Annotated in this window: 19 protein-coding genes; all 19 read right to left on the reverse strand. The window is 61.1% G+C overall.

The window, feature by feature from the left end:
• Positions 1–765 carry a hypothetical protein gene (locus tag AC4BBN_RS20670; RefSeq protein WP_490593899.1) on the reverse strand — a complete coding sequence of 255 codons (765 nt, stop codon included), beginning with the start codon at positions 763–765 and terminating at the stop codon, positions 1–3.
• Positions 766–780: 15 nt separating this feature from the next.
• Positions 781–1,950, reverse strand: coding sequence for a hypothetical protein (locus tag AC4BBN_RS20675; protein ID WP_490593900.1), 1,170 nt, complete (start codon positions 1,948–1,950; stop codon positions 781–783).
• 52 nt (positions 1,951–2,002) lie between these two features.
• Entirely contained in the window at positions 2,003–2,665 is a 663-nt protein-coding gene (locus AC4BBN_RS20680) for a phage adaptor protein (protein ID WP_490593901.1), read from the reverse strand.
• Positions 2,662–3,987: a glycosyltransferase family 9 protein gene (locus AC4BBN_RS20685; RefSeq protein ID WP_490593902.1), complete on the reverse strand. Its 1,326-nt coding sequence runs from the start codon at positions 3,985–3,987 to the stop codon at positions 2,662–2,664. The genes AC4BBN_RS20680 and AC4BBN_RS20685 overlap by 4 nt, the downstream gene beginning before the upstream one ends.
• Before the next feature lies 1 nt (position 3,988).
• A complete protein-coding gene (locus AC4BBN_RS20690; protein ID WP_490593903.1) occupies positions 3,989–4,363 on the reverse strand; it encodes a hypothetical protein in 375 nt (124 codons plus the stop codon).
• A 1-nt stretch (position 4,364) separates the two neighbouring features.
• Entirely contained in the window at positions 4,365–4,577 is a 213-nt protein-coding gene (locus AC4BBN_RS20695) for a hypothetical protein (protein WP_490593904.1), read from the reverse strand.
• A 60-nt stretch (positions 4,578–4,637) separates the two neighbouring features.
• Positions 4,638–5,645 (reverse strand): major capsid protein, encoded by a 1,008-nt coding sequence (locus AC4BBN_RS20700; RefSeq protein WP_490593905.1) that lies wholly within the window; start codon positions 5,643–5,645, stop codon positions 4,638–4,640.
• A gap of 28 nt (positions 5,646–5,673) precedes the next feature.
• Entirely contained in the window at positions 5,674–6,729 is a 1,056-nt protein-coding gene (locus AC4BBN_RS20705) for a hypothetical protein (RefSeq protein WP_490593906.1), read from the reverse strand.
• Positions 6,730–6,752: 23 nt separating this feature from the next.
• The gene (locus tag AC4BBN_RS20710; RefSeq protein WP_490593907.1) at positions 6,753–7,043 is read right to left on the reverse strand and encodes a hypothetical protein; all 291 of its coding nucleotides are present in this window, start codon (positions 7,041–7,043) and stop codon (positions 6,753–6,755) included.
• On the reverse strand, positions 7,040–9,202 hold the full coding sequence (locus tag AC4BBN_RS20715) for a portal protein (protein ID WP_490593908.1): 2,163 nt from the start codon (positions 9,200–9,202) through the stop codon (positions 7,040–7,042). Before AC4BBN_RS20715 ends, AC4BBN_RS20710 begins: the two co-directional genes overlap by 4 nt.
• Entirely contained in the window at positions 9,199–9,543 is a 345-nt protein-coding gene (locus tag AC4BBN_RS20720) for a hypothetical protein (protein WP_490593909.1), read from the reverse strand. Before AC4BBN_RS20720 ends, AC4BBN_RS20715 begins: the two co-directional genes overlap by 4 nt.
• Before the next feature lie 112 nt (positions 9,544–9,655).
• Positions 9,656–9,787, reverse strand: coding sequence for a hypothetical protein (locus AC4BBN_RS20725; RefSeq protein WP_490593910.1), 132 nt, complete (start codon positions 9,785–9,787; stop codon positions 9,656–9,658).
• Positions 9,780–9,977, reverse strand: a complete 198-nt coding sequence (locus AC4BBN_RS20730; protein ID WP_490593911.1) for a hypothetical protein — start codon at positions 9,975–9,977, stop codon at positions 9,780–9,782. The genes AC4BBN_RS20725 and AC4BBN_RS20730 overlap by 8 nt, the downstream gene beginning before the upstream one ends.
• A 2-nt stretch (positions 9,978–9,979) precedes the next feature.
• Positions 9,980–11,653, reverse strand: a complete 1,674-nt coding sequence (locus AC4BBN_RS20735; protein ID WP_490593912.1) for a hypothetical protein — start codon at positions 11,651–11,653, stop codon at positions 9,980–9,982.
• Positions 11,650–12,249 (reverse strand): hypothetical protein, encoded by a 600-nt coding sequence (locus AC4BBN_RS20740; RefSeq protein ID WP_490593913.1) that lies wholly within the window; start codon positions 12,247–12,249, stop codon positions 11,650–11,652. Before AC4BBN_RS20740 ends, AC4BBN_RS20735 begins: the two co-directional genes overlap by 4 nt.
• A gap of 143 nt (positions 12,250–12,392) precedes the next feature.
• Positions 12,393–12,878 (reverse strand): hypothetical protein, encoded by a 486-nt coding sequence (locus tag AC4BBN_RS20745; RefSeq protein WP_490593914.1) that lies wholly within the window; start codon positions 12,876–12,878, stop codon positions 12,393–12,395.
• 11 nt (positions 12,879–12,889) lie between these two features.
• Complete coding sequence (locus AC4BBN_RS20750; RefSeq protein WP_490593915.1) at positions 12,890–13,516, reverse strand: nuclease domain-containing protein; 627 nt, start codon at positions 13,514–13,516, stop codon at positions 12,890–12,892.
• Positions 13,513–13,668 (reverse strand): hypothetical protein, encoded by a 156-nt coding sequence (locus tag AC4BBN_RS20755; protein WP_490593916.1) that lies wholly within the window; start codon positions 13,666–13,668, stop codon positions 13,513–13,515. The genes AC4BBN_RS20750 and AC4BBN_RS20755 overlap by 4 nt, the downstream gene beginning before the upstream one ends.
• Positions 13,669–13,670: 2 nt before the next feature.
• Positions 13,671–14,096 (reverse strand): crAss001_48 related protein, encoded by a 426-nt coding sequence (locus AC4BBN_RS20760; protein WP_490593917.1) that lies wholly within the window; start codon positions 14,094–14,096, stop codon positions 13,671–13,673.
• Positions 14,097–14,107 lie beyond the last annotated feature (11 nt).

The raw sequence follows: 14,107 nt of genomic DNA on the forward strand, positions 1-14,107 counted from the left end.
TTACTGCGCGGGCATCGTGAAGCTGAACGTGTCGATCGTGTTCGGTGCGCCCACCGCGACGGTGATATTCGACAGCGACATTTCAGCACCGGAGGTGGCAATGGCACCATCCATACGGGCCAGCCACGGGGCGGCGGATACCAGGGCACCGGCATCGCTCACGCTGGCCACGATACGGTACCAGCCGGCAGTGCCGGCGGCAATACCGGTGAAACCCCACACCTGGTTGGAAGGCTTGTTTAGCACGCCTGCGGAAGGCTGCCCGAAGGACAGGCCGTTGGCCGAGTTCACACCGCCGGACATGTTGGCGTAGGTTGCGGTCAGCGTCGTGGTGGCGGTCACCACGTATCCGTTGTGCGAGGCGCCGACGCCGGGACGGGGCTTGAGCGTCACCACGGCACCGGAGAAGGTCGCCGAGTAGACCCCATTGCGGTTGATTGCGTCGGCCAAGTCCGATGCAGTCTGCGTAGCGGAGGTGTTGTATGGCACATCGGTGTCACCGATGATGTCGAAGCCGCCCACCGTCAGCGCTGTGATGGAGCCGCTGGAACCAGTGATCGTCACGGTACCGGCGGCCTGGGTTTCTGCAGTGTAGGCCGCAGAACCAAGGGTCACGGTGCCCAGCAGCGTGCCGGTGGCTGCAGCGTCAGCCGTGGCTGGCTGCGTACCGGAGTAGATGTTGACAGCACATTTGTTGAACATCCCCGACAGGCCCAGAGGGCCTAAGAGCCCGTTGCGGGCACCGGTAGAAAGGCGGTTGGTCATGATTTTCCTTTGGGGTTAGCTATGGAGGTTGAAGGCGGTACCGCCTTGCTTGATGGAGACGATGTAGCGTGTGTTCCCGCCGCTGTGCACAACCGTGCCGCCAGCGCTCAGTCCTGGGGCCACGCTCACAGCACCCTCGGTCAGGTTTTCAAATGGCAGTGCCGCGCAGGCCCCGCGCTCAGTCCAAAAGATGGCGCGCGCCGTGGGCTTGTCGTCTTCCAGGGACCAATGCTGGCCAGGCACCACGCCGTAGCTGGCAAGCTTTGCCAGGCTGGTGCCGTCGTAGGCATACACCGCCTGGAGGGCGCCGATTAGCAGGCCGGTGGGCTGGGGCGCCAGCATCACCACGTGGCCGGGCACCAGCAGAAAGTCGCTGGAGAGATTGAACAGGTGGAAGCCCAGCGGCTGCGAGAACCAAATGACCGATTGGTCTGCCTCGGGCAGGTACTGCGATGCGTAGATCCGCCCACGCCAGGCCTGCAGCACCTCGGTGCCAATGGGCAGCGAGTCCAGCAGCAGGTTCTGCAAGTCGGTGCCCAGTGCGTCCGGCGAGAAATTCCACACCATGGCAGTCCCAGAGGGCATGCCTGCAAACTGGTACACCGTGCTGTTGGCTGGGGCGATGTAAACATGAGTAGAAGCCCCGGCCATCTTGGGGATGCCCGAGATTTGCACCGCCTGGCCATCGGTCAGCGTGATCTCGGCGCTATCGCCTGAACCAGTTTCGCGGCCATCGGCGAGCACATACGTGCAGCGCACCTGGTACAGGCCTGCGGCCAGAGAACCGGTGACGGCAGCCAGGGCGGGCGCAGCGGGTGCGTTCCAAGCCCAGTCCAATACCTCGCCGCCGGGCTGGATGATCCCGCTGTCTTGGCCGTTGCTGTAAAAAACCTGGTCGTTGATCTCGGTCCAGTACATCGGCCGGGCCGACAGCCCAGTACGCAACACGGCACCGTCAAAGCTCTTTAGGCTGCCCGCGTCAACAAGATAGCCGCGCTGGTAGTCGATGGTGGAATAGGCCCCACCTAGAGGAATGATTGCGGGGGTGGCCAGCGCGTAGCCATCGCGGCGCTCAATCTTTCCGGCTGCGGTGATATTAATGTTGTCAGCCTTCGACAGCCAAGACAACCCCAGGCCCAGCGGGTCGCTGACGTTGTTCAGTCCGTTGAAGGTTTTGACTTGCATGGCCGCAAGTCTCGGAGAGGGTCAGCCTATGGCAAAACCCTACTGGGGGTAGCTAAAAGTAGCCTTCCTCTTCCATAAAGCCCTGCTCGTGCTGGATCCAGGTTTCATCCACGGCACTGCTTTTCTTGCCGAACTCGTTCTCGAAGAACGCCAGGTTCGTGGCCGCCTTCTTGTCGTCCTTGGTTTCGCTGTCCTGCTTGGAATAGGCCCGGTACAGCATCCAATACAGCAGCGACTCGTGCAGGTGCAGCTTAATCTCCGGCGTGTCGTCCAATTCCTCCATGTTCGCCATGGGTAGGCGTACCACCGTAAGCCGAACAATTCCAGCCTCAGTCGGTGTAGGGTATGGCCGGAACTTGTCGGTATCCATATCGGGAATAAAACCACGGGGTTCACCGACTTCATCTTCCCAGTCGGGTGCGCACTGGTCGAGGTCTTTGTAGCTGACGCGGGCGAGAGGCTGCGCCCTGCCCTTCAACTTTGCCCGCCGGATGAACAGCACGCGCTGGTCAAGGTCGTACACCCTGCCGCCAGCGCGTAGACGGATTTCGCCTATATCGCAGTTGGATGAATCCACGATCAGGCGAGCCCGGCGGCAGGCTTCGCGCTCGGCATCGTTGGCGAAGCTGGTCCACTCTGCATCGGACCACAGGAACGGAGCTGCTTTGTCATCGCTGCGATCACGAGCAGTGGAGATCAGTTCGCCCAGATTCATGATGTCACCTTGAGGTCGTTGAGCACCTGCCATTCCTGGTAGTGCTGCTTGATGGCCGCAAATGTGTGCTGCGGTGAAATGTCCACTTGGCACGCGGCGGCACCTGTGACCTGATCCTCGCGGCAGAACTCGCGGCCAAAGTGCAGGCGGTGGCAGGGATAGCAGGAGGTGCTGGCCGGGGTGAGCGTGTCGGCATTCACCCAGTGCTTGGTCAGGTTCTCGGCGGAAGAATGGGACAGCATGATGACCTTGGCCATAGGCTCAAAGGCCACAGCGTTCAGCACACCCGTTTCTGGGCCGACGACGCAATCCACCTGCTGGGCCAGCGCCAGGGTCTGCCGGATGCCCATCTTGCCGGACTCCAACCGAATGCGTGGTTCGTTCTCCCAGCCTACCTCCAGGATCTGGCAGGCCTCGTCACCGTTGAAGATGATGGACGCCATCGGTAACTCGTCCAGGATCCAGGCGATCACCGTGTCCTGGTGGGGGTAGAACTTGTGCGGGGCGGACCCGGACAGGCACCACAGGATATTGAAGCGGGGTGGCAGACGCATGCCTATGGCGAGCTCGCCCGCCTGGGCGCGCCGGAATTCGCCCAAATAGGACCAGGCCAGGGCCTTTTCCTCGGCCGACGGGTAGAACCGTGATTCCGATGCATAGGCCAGCTCAGCCAGCTGCGACGTCCACTCCAGGTAGTTCTTGCTGCCCATCTCAGCACGGCGCACAGAGTCTGGCCAGGAATGGTTTGCGCGGCCCGGGTAGGCCAGCAAGGTGCCCTCCACCGACTCGCACAGGTTGATGAAGCGGTCATAGCGCAGGGACTGGGCGGTCCAGTAGTACAGCAGTTCCTGGTTTGGCACCTGGTCGTCGTCCTGGATGGCCCAGGCGTCCACGTGCGGGTCATGCTTGATGACCTCGTAGCCGCGCGGCGTGGTCATAAAGGTGATGTGGTAGCCCTGGCGCTTGAGCTCGGGCAGGATATTGGCCGCCTGCAGGGTGTCACCGAAGCCGCCGTAGCGCACCACGCAGGCGGATTTCAAGGGCAATCGGCCGCCTGTTGGCAACAGCGTGCCGTCTTTGCGCTTTACCAGTATGGACAGCTCGCCACCTTGCACGCTGACCAGGTGGCCTCCGACCTTTACCAAGCTGTCCCAGCCGGCTGGCGATTCGGTCGTGAAGACGAAATCCAGACTTTCGAATTCTTCCATGTCGCCCGGCGGCCGGAAATGCGGATACAGCTGCCCGCCCCCCACCTCTACCCCGTTGCCACGGGTGTACTGCACGATGTCGTATTTAAAGCGGAGGGCGGGATGGTCGGCCATATCAACCGTTCAGCTGCTGGTCTACCTGGGAATCCGTGGGCGTCGCGGTGGCGGAGGGCACGGGAGATGCAGCGACGATGGCAGCGCGCAGCTTCACAGCACCCAGCTGGGGCGGCAGACCCAAACTCAAATCGATAGCGATCTGCTTGAGGGCTTGCTGGTCCAGGTCGTCCAGCACCAGCGGTACGCCTTTGATCAAGGCGATCTGTGGCGCGGCGGGAGCCTTGGAATCGGTCTTGGTGGTGTCGGTGTCGTCTTCCACCACGATCTGCTTGCCCTCGTGGTCGAAGTACTTGCCGTCCTGCTCGTAGCGGTGCGGCGCACTGTCGCCGAAGACTTCACCGTAGGGGCGTTTTCGGTCCAGAGTTGCGGCCATATCAGTCATCTCCATCTGGATACATGTCGGAATCACCCTCGAAAGGGGCATCGCTGCGGGTCGCGTTGCCGAGGCCACCCAGGCGGTTGGTGGCGTTGCCAGAGATGTCAGCACCATAGGTGTCGCCATTCAGGCCAGTGCCCGTGCCACGGTCAGGCATGGGCTTGGTATCGCCCTGCAGCTGCCCGCTGGGCGTGTACTTGTCAGTGCTCATGGAAGCTCCTTGAAGTGAAAAAAGGGGCGCCCATCACAGGCGCCCCAATGGATGCCGCACTTAGGCCGCACTGTCCCACATCACGATGCGGGAGTTCATGCTGTTGTTCGCAGCATTCAGTGGGTGCACGATGCCGAAGCCACCGATGTAGTACCAGGCGATGCCGCGATTGCGACCAAAGTCGGTAGGAATCTTCCCGCGCATCTCTTCTGGCACCGCCACACCCTCGGCCACCGTATCCTGACCAAAGAAGAACGCCCAGCTGGATTTGCCGTTGTTCCAGGGATCAGGGGTATCCGTGGTGGGGTTGAACGTCAATGAGTCAGCAGCGCCGCCCTTGGGGATGTTGGTCTGCTCCACGAAACGGGTGTTTTCGTAGCGGCCAATCTCACCGTTCAGGATCAGCTGGAAGCCGTCATCGGTGTATTGCTTGACGGTCTCCAGCTCGTTCTTGAACGGGCGGAAGGTGCTGGGGTGGCTGATGGAGATGTAGTCATCGCCCATTGCTGGGGGAATGTTCCGCTCCTTCATCAGGTCCACGATTGCCTTCACGTGGGCCTTGCCCAGCGCAACGTTGTTGGTTGCGGTGGCCGTGCCGTTGGTCGTGAGGGTCACCGTGTCGGTGGCCGTGCCCAGGGTGGGAACCACACGCAAGGGGGTGGCACGAAATTGCGCATGGGCCGCAATGTCGAACACCTTCTTCGCGTCGTTCTTCAGCACCTTGTTGATCACTTCCTTCACTGGCTGCTCGGACAGGTCGTCCAGCTTGCCGGTGTAGGGTACGGAGTTACCGTATTCCGTGATCTGCATGGTGCCCTGGGTGATCGTGTAGTTCGTCTCTGGCATGGCGGTGGTTTCCACCAGCGTCGTGCCACGGGTCGCTACATCGGAATACACGTTCCAGTGAAAAACGTCACCCTTACCCTTTTGCTGCAAAGCAGCGTCCTTCACGTCAGCGAACTGACGGAACTTAACCATCGGCTGCACAGCGTTACGGAGCACCTTCGACAGGTTGTCCGAATACATGTAGCCGCCGAGGCTATTGGTTAACCATACTTGTCCTGCCATGGCTGAAAACCTCCAAGTGTTGACTTGGCTATACGTCCATGCCGCGCGCCTTACGCATCTCCGCAATGATTTGCGATGCGGTCTGCACGGGCGGCTCGGTCGTTGTCGCCGATTTATTCAAAGCTGGAATCACATCGATCCCGGCCTTGCGCTCCAGCTTCGCGGCCCTGACATCGGTTGGAGCTGGTGCAGGAGCAGGCGCCGACGATGGGGCCGGGGCCGACACGCCCTTGCTGCTGAGCCAATCTCGCGTGCGGGTGGCGGCGCCTTCGAGTGCTTCGGTGAAGGGTTTACCGCCCTTCAACTCCGCATCCAGGAACTCGTCTGCCATCCGCGCAAGGTATGGGTCGTTCACAATGTCCGCGTGCTTGCTCTTGAACGTATCCAATGCGCTGTCTTCAACCAGCTTCTGCCTAATTGCAGGCGTCAGTTGCGCGGCGAGCTGCTGAGCATCAATCTGGGTAGAACCTTCTTCGGTTCGCCCGATGCCTAGCTTTGCCAACGCTTCCAACGCCTTCGCTTCGTCCCCCTCAAACAGGGCTGACACGAACTCTTTACCTTGCTCTAGGCCCCCTGCGGACTTCGAGCTGGCTGTATCTTCTGCGGCAGGCGTCTTTGCACCAATCCCTACTGGGGGTGGTGCCGCTGCTATCGTTTTTGCTTCGTTCAACAGCTGGGTCGCTTGCTGCAGGCGGAGGTCGGCGGCATTACCCTTCTGGTAGGAGCGCTGCATGTCGGCAACGCTGACTTCGCTCTCCACGCCATCCACCTTGATGCGGACCATCACCTTGTCCAGGCCATCGGTCAGCACGCGCGGGGTGTCAGCGTCCAGCTGGGCGGTGAGCTGGTCCTGCTGTTGGCCCTGGTCCACTTGGTCGTTGTGGTTGCCGTCGTCCACCTGGCCGGTGTCTTCCTTGAACTTGGTGATCTCGTCATTCACAGCAGACTCGCGGCGGGCCGCTATCGCTTCCATAGCAGAGATACGAGGCGATTGCTCTACCTGGCGTTCCTGCTGTGCTTGGGCGCCTGCGCCCGTGGTGTCGTTCTCAGGCACGCCCGATTGGGTAGCGTCTTGGGTGGTCATGGATTAGCTCCTTCGTTGAAAAATCAGTCTTGGCGCTCAATGAACGCCTGTTCGGCCAGCTCGCCCTCGGTGACCAGCTCGCCCATCCATTGCAGGAAGTTGCTGGCCACCTTGATCTCGTTCTGCAGCTTGCGGATGGCTTCGGGGTCGGTGGGGTCCACCGTGCTCAGGCCCTGCAGGGCAGCCTCAATGTCATCGTTCGCCCGCTTTGTCAGGTAGCGGCCAATCTGTGAGCCCATGAACACCTTGGCGTCCATGCCCAAGGCCATAGCGGCCTGGGCTTTTACCAGGTCCGGGTCTTGTGGTTGGCTCACGAGTCGCTCCTGGCTGTTTCAATGCCGGCGTTCTCCCCGACGAATGGGCTTGCGGGCGCCTGCGGCAATGCGGGCGTGTTCGGCGTGGTGTCACCTGGCACTGCAGCTGCTGCACCAGGCTGGCCAGGTTGGAACTCGGTACCGGTATGCCGCTCCTTGATGGTGTTCAGCGCGATCTCCGGCGATGCTGCCACTGGTTGCTGGAAGTTCGGATCGGTACCAGGCACCGACTTGAACCCGGCCTCCTTCACCATGGCGTCGGCAATCGTGGCCACGGCCGGAATGGCAGCCACGACCTCGGCTGCCTGCATGCTGGCGAAGAAGGTTTCCATGTTCTTCTTGACGGCAGCGGCCAGAGTGTCCTGGCTCTTGGAGCCTATGGCCTCGATCTCGGCGTCCAACTTCTCGATCTGCTTGGCCACCATTTCCGGGCTGACCTTCTGGGCCAGTTGTTGCTGCAGCTGGGAGATCGTGTTCTGGGCGGCCGTAAGGCGCGGATCCTGGTCTTGGGTCTTGAAGAAGCGGCCGCCGTCCTTGTAGCCGAGCTTGCCGAATATCTCCTTGATGACTTCTTCGACATCCAGGCCGAAGCGCTCCAGGTCGCCGCCCTGCAGCAGCAGGCGCAGGTTCTGCATGCCCTTCATGAAGTTATCCAGCTGCTGCTGGGGATTGGCTGCGCCAGTGCCAACGTTCACGCGCAGGGTGAGTTCCTGCATCAGCAGATCGTCAGTCACCTGGTCCATGCCAAAGCGCTGAACCAGATTCGCCTGGCGGCCGGCCTTGGCCAGCAGCACCACGTCGGTTTCGTAGTACTGCTCCAGCAGCACCAGCTGGCGCAGCACCGGCTCCACCCAGGTTTCCACGAAGGTGCGCAACTGGTAGCCACCCACCTGGTTCGCGCTGGCGCCCAGCATGGCCATGCCACCCACGGTTTCATTCAGCTTGCGGTTGGACTGCACCGATGATTGCGAGAATGCCCCGGCCACATCGTCAAAGTCGTTGTTCAGCCGGTCCTGCTCCTGGTAGGCCGAGCTGGTCACATCGTTGGTTTCCTGGACCTTCACGTCGTCCAGGCTGTTCATGAGGGTTGCACTGCCCGGCACATTGCGCGTCAGGCTGCGCAGGTCCACCTGGGCGCCACGTTTCACAAAATAGCGCTTGTTCATGGCGAACTTCACGTTGTCCATGCGCTGGTTGGCCACCTCGTTGATCTCGATCTGGGTGTCCTTAGTGATGCCGGCGATGCCGTCGGGGTACACCTTATGCGTTTCCAACACACAGAAGCCCATCACGAACGGGCGCACTCCATGGAAGTACACATCTTTGAGCGGCACGGGCTTGGACAGCAAGGCCAAGGTGCCCAACGTGTAATACAGCATGTCCACGCCGTCCACCTCCACGATGTTCTGGTGCACCCACACGATGGCGAAGTCCCGAATGGCGGTTTGCTGCTCCTTACTGTCGGTACGGCCGCGCTCACGGGTCATGCGGGTGGTATCGCTGTAACCATTGGTGGCCGTGAGTATCTGTGCGTCTTCCACCTTGATCCACTTGGGCTCGCCGGTCTTAGCGTCCGGGTTATTCATGCGGGCCTTCACGTCCTTTACGAACATGGGGATCATTCGGATCACGTACGGGCTGGAGTTGATCGGGTCGGCCCAGTTGGAGCCTGGGTCGATGCGTATGTTCTCCACTGGTAGTAGCTCCACGCACGGCTTATCCAGCTTCTTTTTCTCGCTGTAGGTCCAGTACTGGTGCGAGAGACACACACCCACCGTCTGGGCGTCCTGGTAAGCGCCGATGGCCAGCAGGAACCAGGGTATGGACTTCTGCAGCCGGTAGTCCATCAGGGCCTGCATGACCTCTGCGGAAGCCTCTTGTGCCGGGTTGCTGTCGTCCTCGGCCGTGATCGTCACCACATCGCTGGTACTGAACATGGCTTCTGCGGCCATGGCTTCGTTCTTGCGGATGGTGCTGCGCGTCTTGGGTCGGAATAGCCGCGATCGTGCCTTGTATGTCTCAGAGTGGTACTTCGACCCAGCCGGGTGTACACCTTGGAACTGGCGCAGCGCAGCCTCGATTGAACCCCGGATGCTGCTGTCGAAGTAGGTGGTGGATGTGGAGAAGGCCTCGCGGGCCATAGCCAGGTAGTCGGTCATAGATCCGCCTTCAAACGTCCAGCGAAGTCCATGGGGACATCGGAGTACTGGGTTTCATTGAACGCACCACGGCGCAGGCGATAGCGCTCCAAGATCTCGCCCCCCGCGCGCAGCACGCGCTTCTTGAATTCACTGGCCGTGTAGATGGTGTCCAGGCGCAGGCGAAAGCCCCAGTTGCCGGACAAGGCCAGGTTGCGCACATCGGCAAAGCCGGTCTGGCCATCCACCGAAACAGCCCACATGTGCCCGGGGTAGGCGCTGTGCAGGGCCTCGGCCATCTCTTTGGCCATCAGGATGTCATTGGCAGCGCCAACAGGGTTTTCAGTGACGAGATCGCTCATTTCAGGCATGCCTCTATCGAAACGACGATCCACAAAGCATTTAGACCAACGCCAACAACCCAAAATCCAAGGGGGTCGCAGAGGCGCCATTCATTCATATTTCGAAGGAAGTTCACAGTTCACTCTCCGGTTCGGTTTCTTTTTGGATCAGGCGGGCTTTCTCGGCATCCGACAGCCACAAGTACTGCTGCTCGGTGTATTCCGCCTTGATGCCGTCGGGCAGGGACTCGTAGTCGCTATTCATCTGCAAGCCCCTGGGCCCAGGCGTATGGATCTTTGTCAACAAAGCGCTTTCCATTGCTAAACTGGTATGAAGGGTCGTGCGGCGGTACTGGCTCATTGGCGTTGGCCAGGCCCACCTCTTCGCTCCACAGGCGGGTGCTGATCTTCACGACGGTGCGCGGGTCTTGTTGGGGGTGATTGGGTGTAGCCATGGTCATGCTCCGTCGTTGAAGGTTTCGGGCTCCAGCGCGCGCTGATCCACGATGAGCGGCGGCACGGGCTCCATGTCGTAGATGCGGCTGACCGCATCGATCAAGTCCTTTTTGGAGCTGAATGGGTAGGTCAGGTATTCCTCCAGGAACCCCTTGTTCAGGCTGTACACGTTGCCTTCGTGGTCCCGGCGCTTGACCGGGCGGAAGATGCGGAAGGGCTGGCCAGCCTCGCGGACCTTGACCTGGTTCGAGGTTTCGTAGGCTTGCGGCTCCAGGATGTCCTTGCCCTGCTCGTCCACGCCAACCTTCACAAGCCGTGTGCAGACTTGGGCTAGAAAGAACTTGTGGCCGATGAAATCAGGCTGCAGGCGCTGCACGCGGTCATCCTTGGCCTGGGCGCCGTCGCTGGTCCAGTTCAGCTCGGTGATCTCGAACGAATCTTTCACCAGCAGCATCTGCTCTTCGAAGTACTCCAGGTCGGCCTGCATGCCGTAGCGCTCGTACCCAACCTTGACCATCTGCACGCCTGGTGCGGCACGCCAGAACTTGACAAGGCCATACATGGCTTCCCAGCGCTGGCGCAGGCCCATCTTGTGGCGGTAGCCATCCAGCAGGTACTTGTTGTTGCTGGCGTCGATGCCGACCACGGCCATGGCGGTGTTGTCGCTGCCCTTCTTCTTGGAGTGGGCCGGGTCCACCATGATGTACACGTTGAGCGTCGCCGGCCGCACATCCAGGAAAGCCAGCCACTCTTTACGGAACATGGCTTCGTTGCCGGCGGCCGGGTTCATCAGCTGCTGGCAGGCAATGGTGGCCGGGCCCTGCTTCATCTTGAGGTCTGACCAGGCCGCGCGCGACAGGAACACCGGGTTGCCATCGGGCAGCCCGTTGTCGGTAGCCGGGTAGATGCGCAGTTTCAGCGCGCCCTTGTCGATGATGTCCTGGTAGGTATCGGCGAAGCTGTAGCGGGTGCCGACGTGCCAAGCCCGCTTTTTTCCGTCTGCGCCGCGCGCGCCCAGGTTGTCCGAGATCTCCCAGGCGTTGGTGGTCTTTTTCACCTGCTCGGGGGTGGTGACGTTCTCCAGGGTCACCACGTCGTCATACACACGCAGCAAGAAGTGGGCGCCAGTCGGCTGGCCATCCACCAGACCATGGGCCTCCAGCGTGGCCTCCTTGGGGTTGGAATTGCGCCGCACCACGATGCCCTTGTCCTCCGACCAGCGCGAAGACTGCCGCCTGGGGTCAGCCCAGAACACATCGGGGTAGACCGCCTGTAAGTCGCGGTTGCTCTCCAGCTCCTGCTTGACCTGGTTCAAAAACTTCTTGGCCGTGGGCTTGTTCAGGCTAAACAGGCCAATGGTGATCTCTGGATCGCGTGCAATCTCCTGGATGACGCCGGCGAAGGTGATGATGGTGGACTTGTAGTGCTCGCGGGCCCACAGGTCCAAGTAGCCATCCGGGTTGGCCTCCACCTCTCGGCACCGGGCGTATATCCATGGGTCCACAGCATCGAAGCGGTGCAGCAGGCGCGTCAACAGGTAAAACCGGTCGTTGCGGCCCAGCCAGGCCTTGCCCTCCACGCCCCGCTCCTGCTCGATTGCCTCCCACAGATCCACCACGGCACCGAAGGGCGCCGCCTGCAGGTCTGCGCGCAGTGGGTCTAGCACGTGGGTCATGGCTTGCGGCCCAGCTTCTGCGCGAACGCGGCTTTCAGCCCTTCAATGCCGTTCTCCACCGCCTCGGCCATGCGCGCGGCCGGGTCCACCGGGGTGTCTTCAACGATGTTGTTGACTAGGCGCTCCATGCCCACGATGGTTTTGAAGGTCTCGGACGCCTTGCGCAGCTGGTCCAGCCGCGTGGCGATTGGCAACGGCGGAGCAGCGGGCGTCTCCATTTCCACGACGATGGTGTTGAACAGCACCCGCAGGCGCTGCACCCCCTTGCGCTCGGCCAAGATGATGTTGGCCTGGATCTCAGCATTCGTGGCCACCGTCTCGGCTTCGGTTACAGGATCAGTCGCCGCTGCAACCTGCTCCTGCAACCGTTTGGCCGCTACTTCCTGGCGTGCCACGATGGCATTGGCCTGGGCTGCGATCTTGCCGCTCAGGTCGCGGCCAATACGCAGCTTGTCCCAGTGTTTAAGGATGCCCGCCCGGGAGACATTGAAGTCCTTCGACAACTGAGACACCGAGACGACCCCGGCTTGCCAGAGAGGCTGCATGCGCTCCCAGTCAGTGCGCGGGTTCGGAGTGGCGGATTTGGTCGCTGTCATGTGCCCGCATGATGCGGACGGTCAAGCAGTTGACGAAACCCTACTGGGGGTTGCAGTTACATGGTGGGTGTAACCACGGTGCAACCAGATTGCAGGCAAAGAAAAGCCCGCATGGTGCGGGCTTAGTCAGGGCGCCGAACGGTTTAATGCTCAGGGAACAGCGAAGGTTGCGGGGCCAGCTTCTCCTTGCAGGCGGCCAAGTCGCGCTCGGCCCTGCGCAGGCGGGTCTGCAACTCCATCACCATCACGCCGACCTCGTGCCCGGTCTGGATCGCTGAATACTGGGCCGCAGCCCCGCTAAGCAAGCTGGCCAATTGCCGCTCTTCCCTCGGCCATAGCTCCAAGTACTGGTCCCCGATTTCGATCTTTGTCACACCGCTGGGAACTTTGGTCACCGACACGGGCCGTTCTGGCGGCGGCGTATCCACCGGCACAAACACCCCGGCCTTGACGCGGCGGACCTTCTCGTCAGCGATCATAGTGGCGAGGTGATCGTCAATCAGGGTCATTTTCAGACCGGTGACGTCGCGCAGCACCTCGCGGGTGACTACCTGCTCCTGGTTGTGCAGGTCGCGGATGGCGTCGAAGATGATTTCACCGGTCGTGCGGATTTTGGATTGATCGGTCATGTTCGCGCTCCTTAAATAATAGCTGTCAACGCAGGTAAATCGTGCGCTGGCGACAGATTTGGTGTTGCGTTCAACAGGTCCAGCGCCCACTTGGCGGCCTTGCGGTCAGCCTGGGGCCGGCTGGGGTCGGCGGCTATCTGGCGCCACAGCAGCACCTGGTCGGCGTGCGCGCGCATGAAGGTCAAGCGCTTGATGGACTGGGGCGCGCTGCCTTGGTCCAACCAGCTATGGCAGCAGTGGCAGGCCCAAGCGCTGTACTGGTCATTTGCCTTGCGTGCGCCGGCCTTGCCATGTGCGGCCCAGTTGCTGTGCGCGGCCACGGTGGTTTCAGGATTGCGGTTGCAAACACCTGGGACGCGGAGTAGGCAAGGCATGCCCCGGGCCAGGTCCAGCAAGCGGCGGTTTCGGTGCTGCTGCTCCTTTGGCACTGGCACTACAGAATTAATAGCTGCATGCGCAGGCACCATCCGCGCTGGACGCCATTTATTGTCAGTTTGCACAATTTCGCAAGCTGGTGCATTTTTGATAGCACGCTTCGCACGAATGGCAAGGCGCTGCTCCCGATTCAGCTCTTTTTCCGGGGGTGGTGCTGAACGTCGCATTTCAGTGCGTTTCATCGGCGCGCGATTCAGCATCATTGGGGCATTTCCTCTTCGTCAGCATCTATGCCGCCAGGGTGCGGCACATCGTTGTGGCAGGTGATTTCGGTGTCATCAAAGTGCAGGCGCAGGCAAGGCCCGCACACCACGCAGTAGTGGACGGTGGTGGTCTCGTCTACGCTGGCGGTCATGGTCAGAATGCAGCGATGCGCTCGGTCAGCACTTCGCTGTAGGCCTCCATCAGGGCTGCCTGCTTCATCAGCCGACCACGCTCTTGCGAGCCAAGCTCAACAAATATGGGTTTCCCGAAGAACGCCTGCAGCTTTGCCAAGCGCGAGTCCAGTTCAGATTTCTCTGCAAGCACGCGCTGCTGGTGCGGGGCAAAGCCGGAAGCACCAGGGACTTCGACGTAAGCGCCTTCAAACTGCGCCTTGGGGCTCCAGCTGACATAGCCGGCAAAGTCGGGGTGGTTCGGCTTCCCGCCGTCCAGGTATTCAACCAGGTAGCCTTCGTCGTCGCCGTTCTCGTCGGCAGGGAGCGCCCAGCCGCGCATGGCGTTGTAGCTGGCCCGGGTCATGGGCTGAGCGTTGATCATCTTGGTGCCGATGTAGGTTTTCATGGTTCTCTTTC

It is taken from the genome of Rhodoferax sp. SPJ21, assembly GCF_058216335.1.

Coding starts and splice junctions, on each gene's coding strand:
- AC4BBN_RS20695 (WP_490593904.1), bottom strand. CDS start 4,577: ATGAGCACTGACAAGTACACGCCCAGCGGGCAGCTGCAGGGCGATACC.
- AC4BBN_RS20675 (WP_490593900.1), bottom strand. CDS start 1,950: ATGCAAGTCAAAACCTTCAACGGACTGAACAACGTCAGCGACCCGCTG.
- AC4BBN_RS20670 (WP_490593899.1), bottom strand. CDS start 765: ATGACCAACCGCCTTTCTACCGGTGCCCGCAACGGGCTCTTAGGCCCT.
- AC4BBN_RS20680 (WP_490593901.1), bottom strand. CDS start 2,665: ATGAATCTGGGCGAACTGATCTCCACTGCTCGTGATCGCAGCGATGAC.
- AC4BBN_RS20705 (WP_490593906.1), bottom strand. CDS start 6,729: ATGACCACCCAAGACGCTACCCAATCGGGCGTGCCTGAGAACGACACC.
- AC4BBN_RS20730 (WP_490593911.1), bottom strand. CDS start 9,977: ATGGCTACACCCAATCACCCCCAACAAGACCCGCGCACCGTCGTGAAG.
- AC4BBN_RS20685 (WP_490593902.1), bottom strand. CDS start 3,987: ATGGCCGACCATCCCGCCCTCCGCTTTAAATACGACATCGTGCAGTAC.
- AC4BBN_RS20715 (WP_490593908.1), bottom strand. CDS start 9,202: ATGACCGACTACCTGGCTATGGCCCGCGAGGCCTTCTCCACATCCACC.
- AC4BBN_RS20740 (WP_490593913.1), bottom strand. CDS start 12,249: ATGACAGCGACCAAATCCGCCACTCCGAACCCGCGCACTGACTGGGAG.
- AC4BBN_RS20725 (WP_490593910.1), bottom strand. CDS start 9,787: ATGAATAGCGACTACGAGTCCCTGCCCGACGGCATCAAGGCGGAATAC.
- AC4BBN_RS20755 (WP_490593916.1), bottom strand. CDS start 13,668: ATGACCGCCAGCGTAGACGAGACCACCACCGTCCACTACTGCGTGGTG.
- AC4BBN_RS20690 (WP_490593903.1), bottom strand. CDS start 4,363: ATGGCCGCAACTCTGGACCGAAAACGCCCCTACGGTGAAGTCTTCGGC.
- AC4BBN_RS20720 (WP_490593909.1), bottom strand. CDS start 9,543: ATGAGCGATCTCGTCACTGAAAACCCTGTTGGCGCTGCCAATGACATC.
- AC4BBN_RS20760 (WP_490593917.1), bottom strand. CDS start 14,096: ATGAAAACCTACATCGGCACCAAGATGATCAACGCTCAGCCCATGACC.
- AC4BBN_RS20700 (WP_490593905.1), bottom strand. CDS start 5,645: ATGGCAGGACAAGTATGGTTAACCAATAGCCTCGGCGGCTACATGTAT.
- AC4BBN_RS20750 (WP_490593915.1), bottom strand. CDS start 13,516: ATGATGCTGAATCGCGCGCCGATGAAACGCACTGAAATGCGACGTTCA.
- AC4BBN_RS20745 (WP_490593914.1), bottom strand. CDS start 12,878: ATGACCGATCAATCCAAAATCCGCACGACCGGTGAAATCATCTTCGAC.
- AC4BBN_RS20735 (WP_490593912.1), bottom strand. CDS start 11,653: ATGACCCACGTGCTAGACCCACTGCGCGCAGACCTGCAGGCGGCGCCC.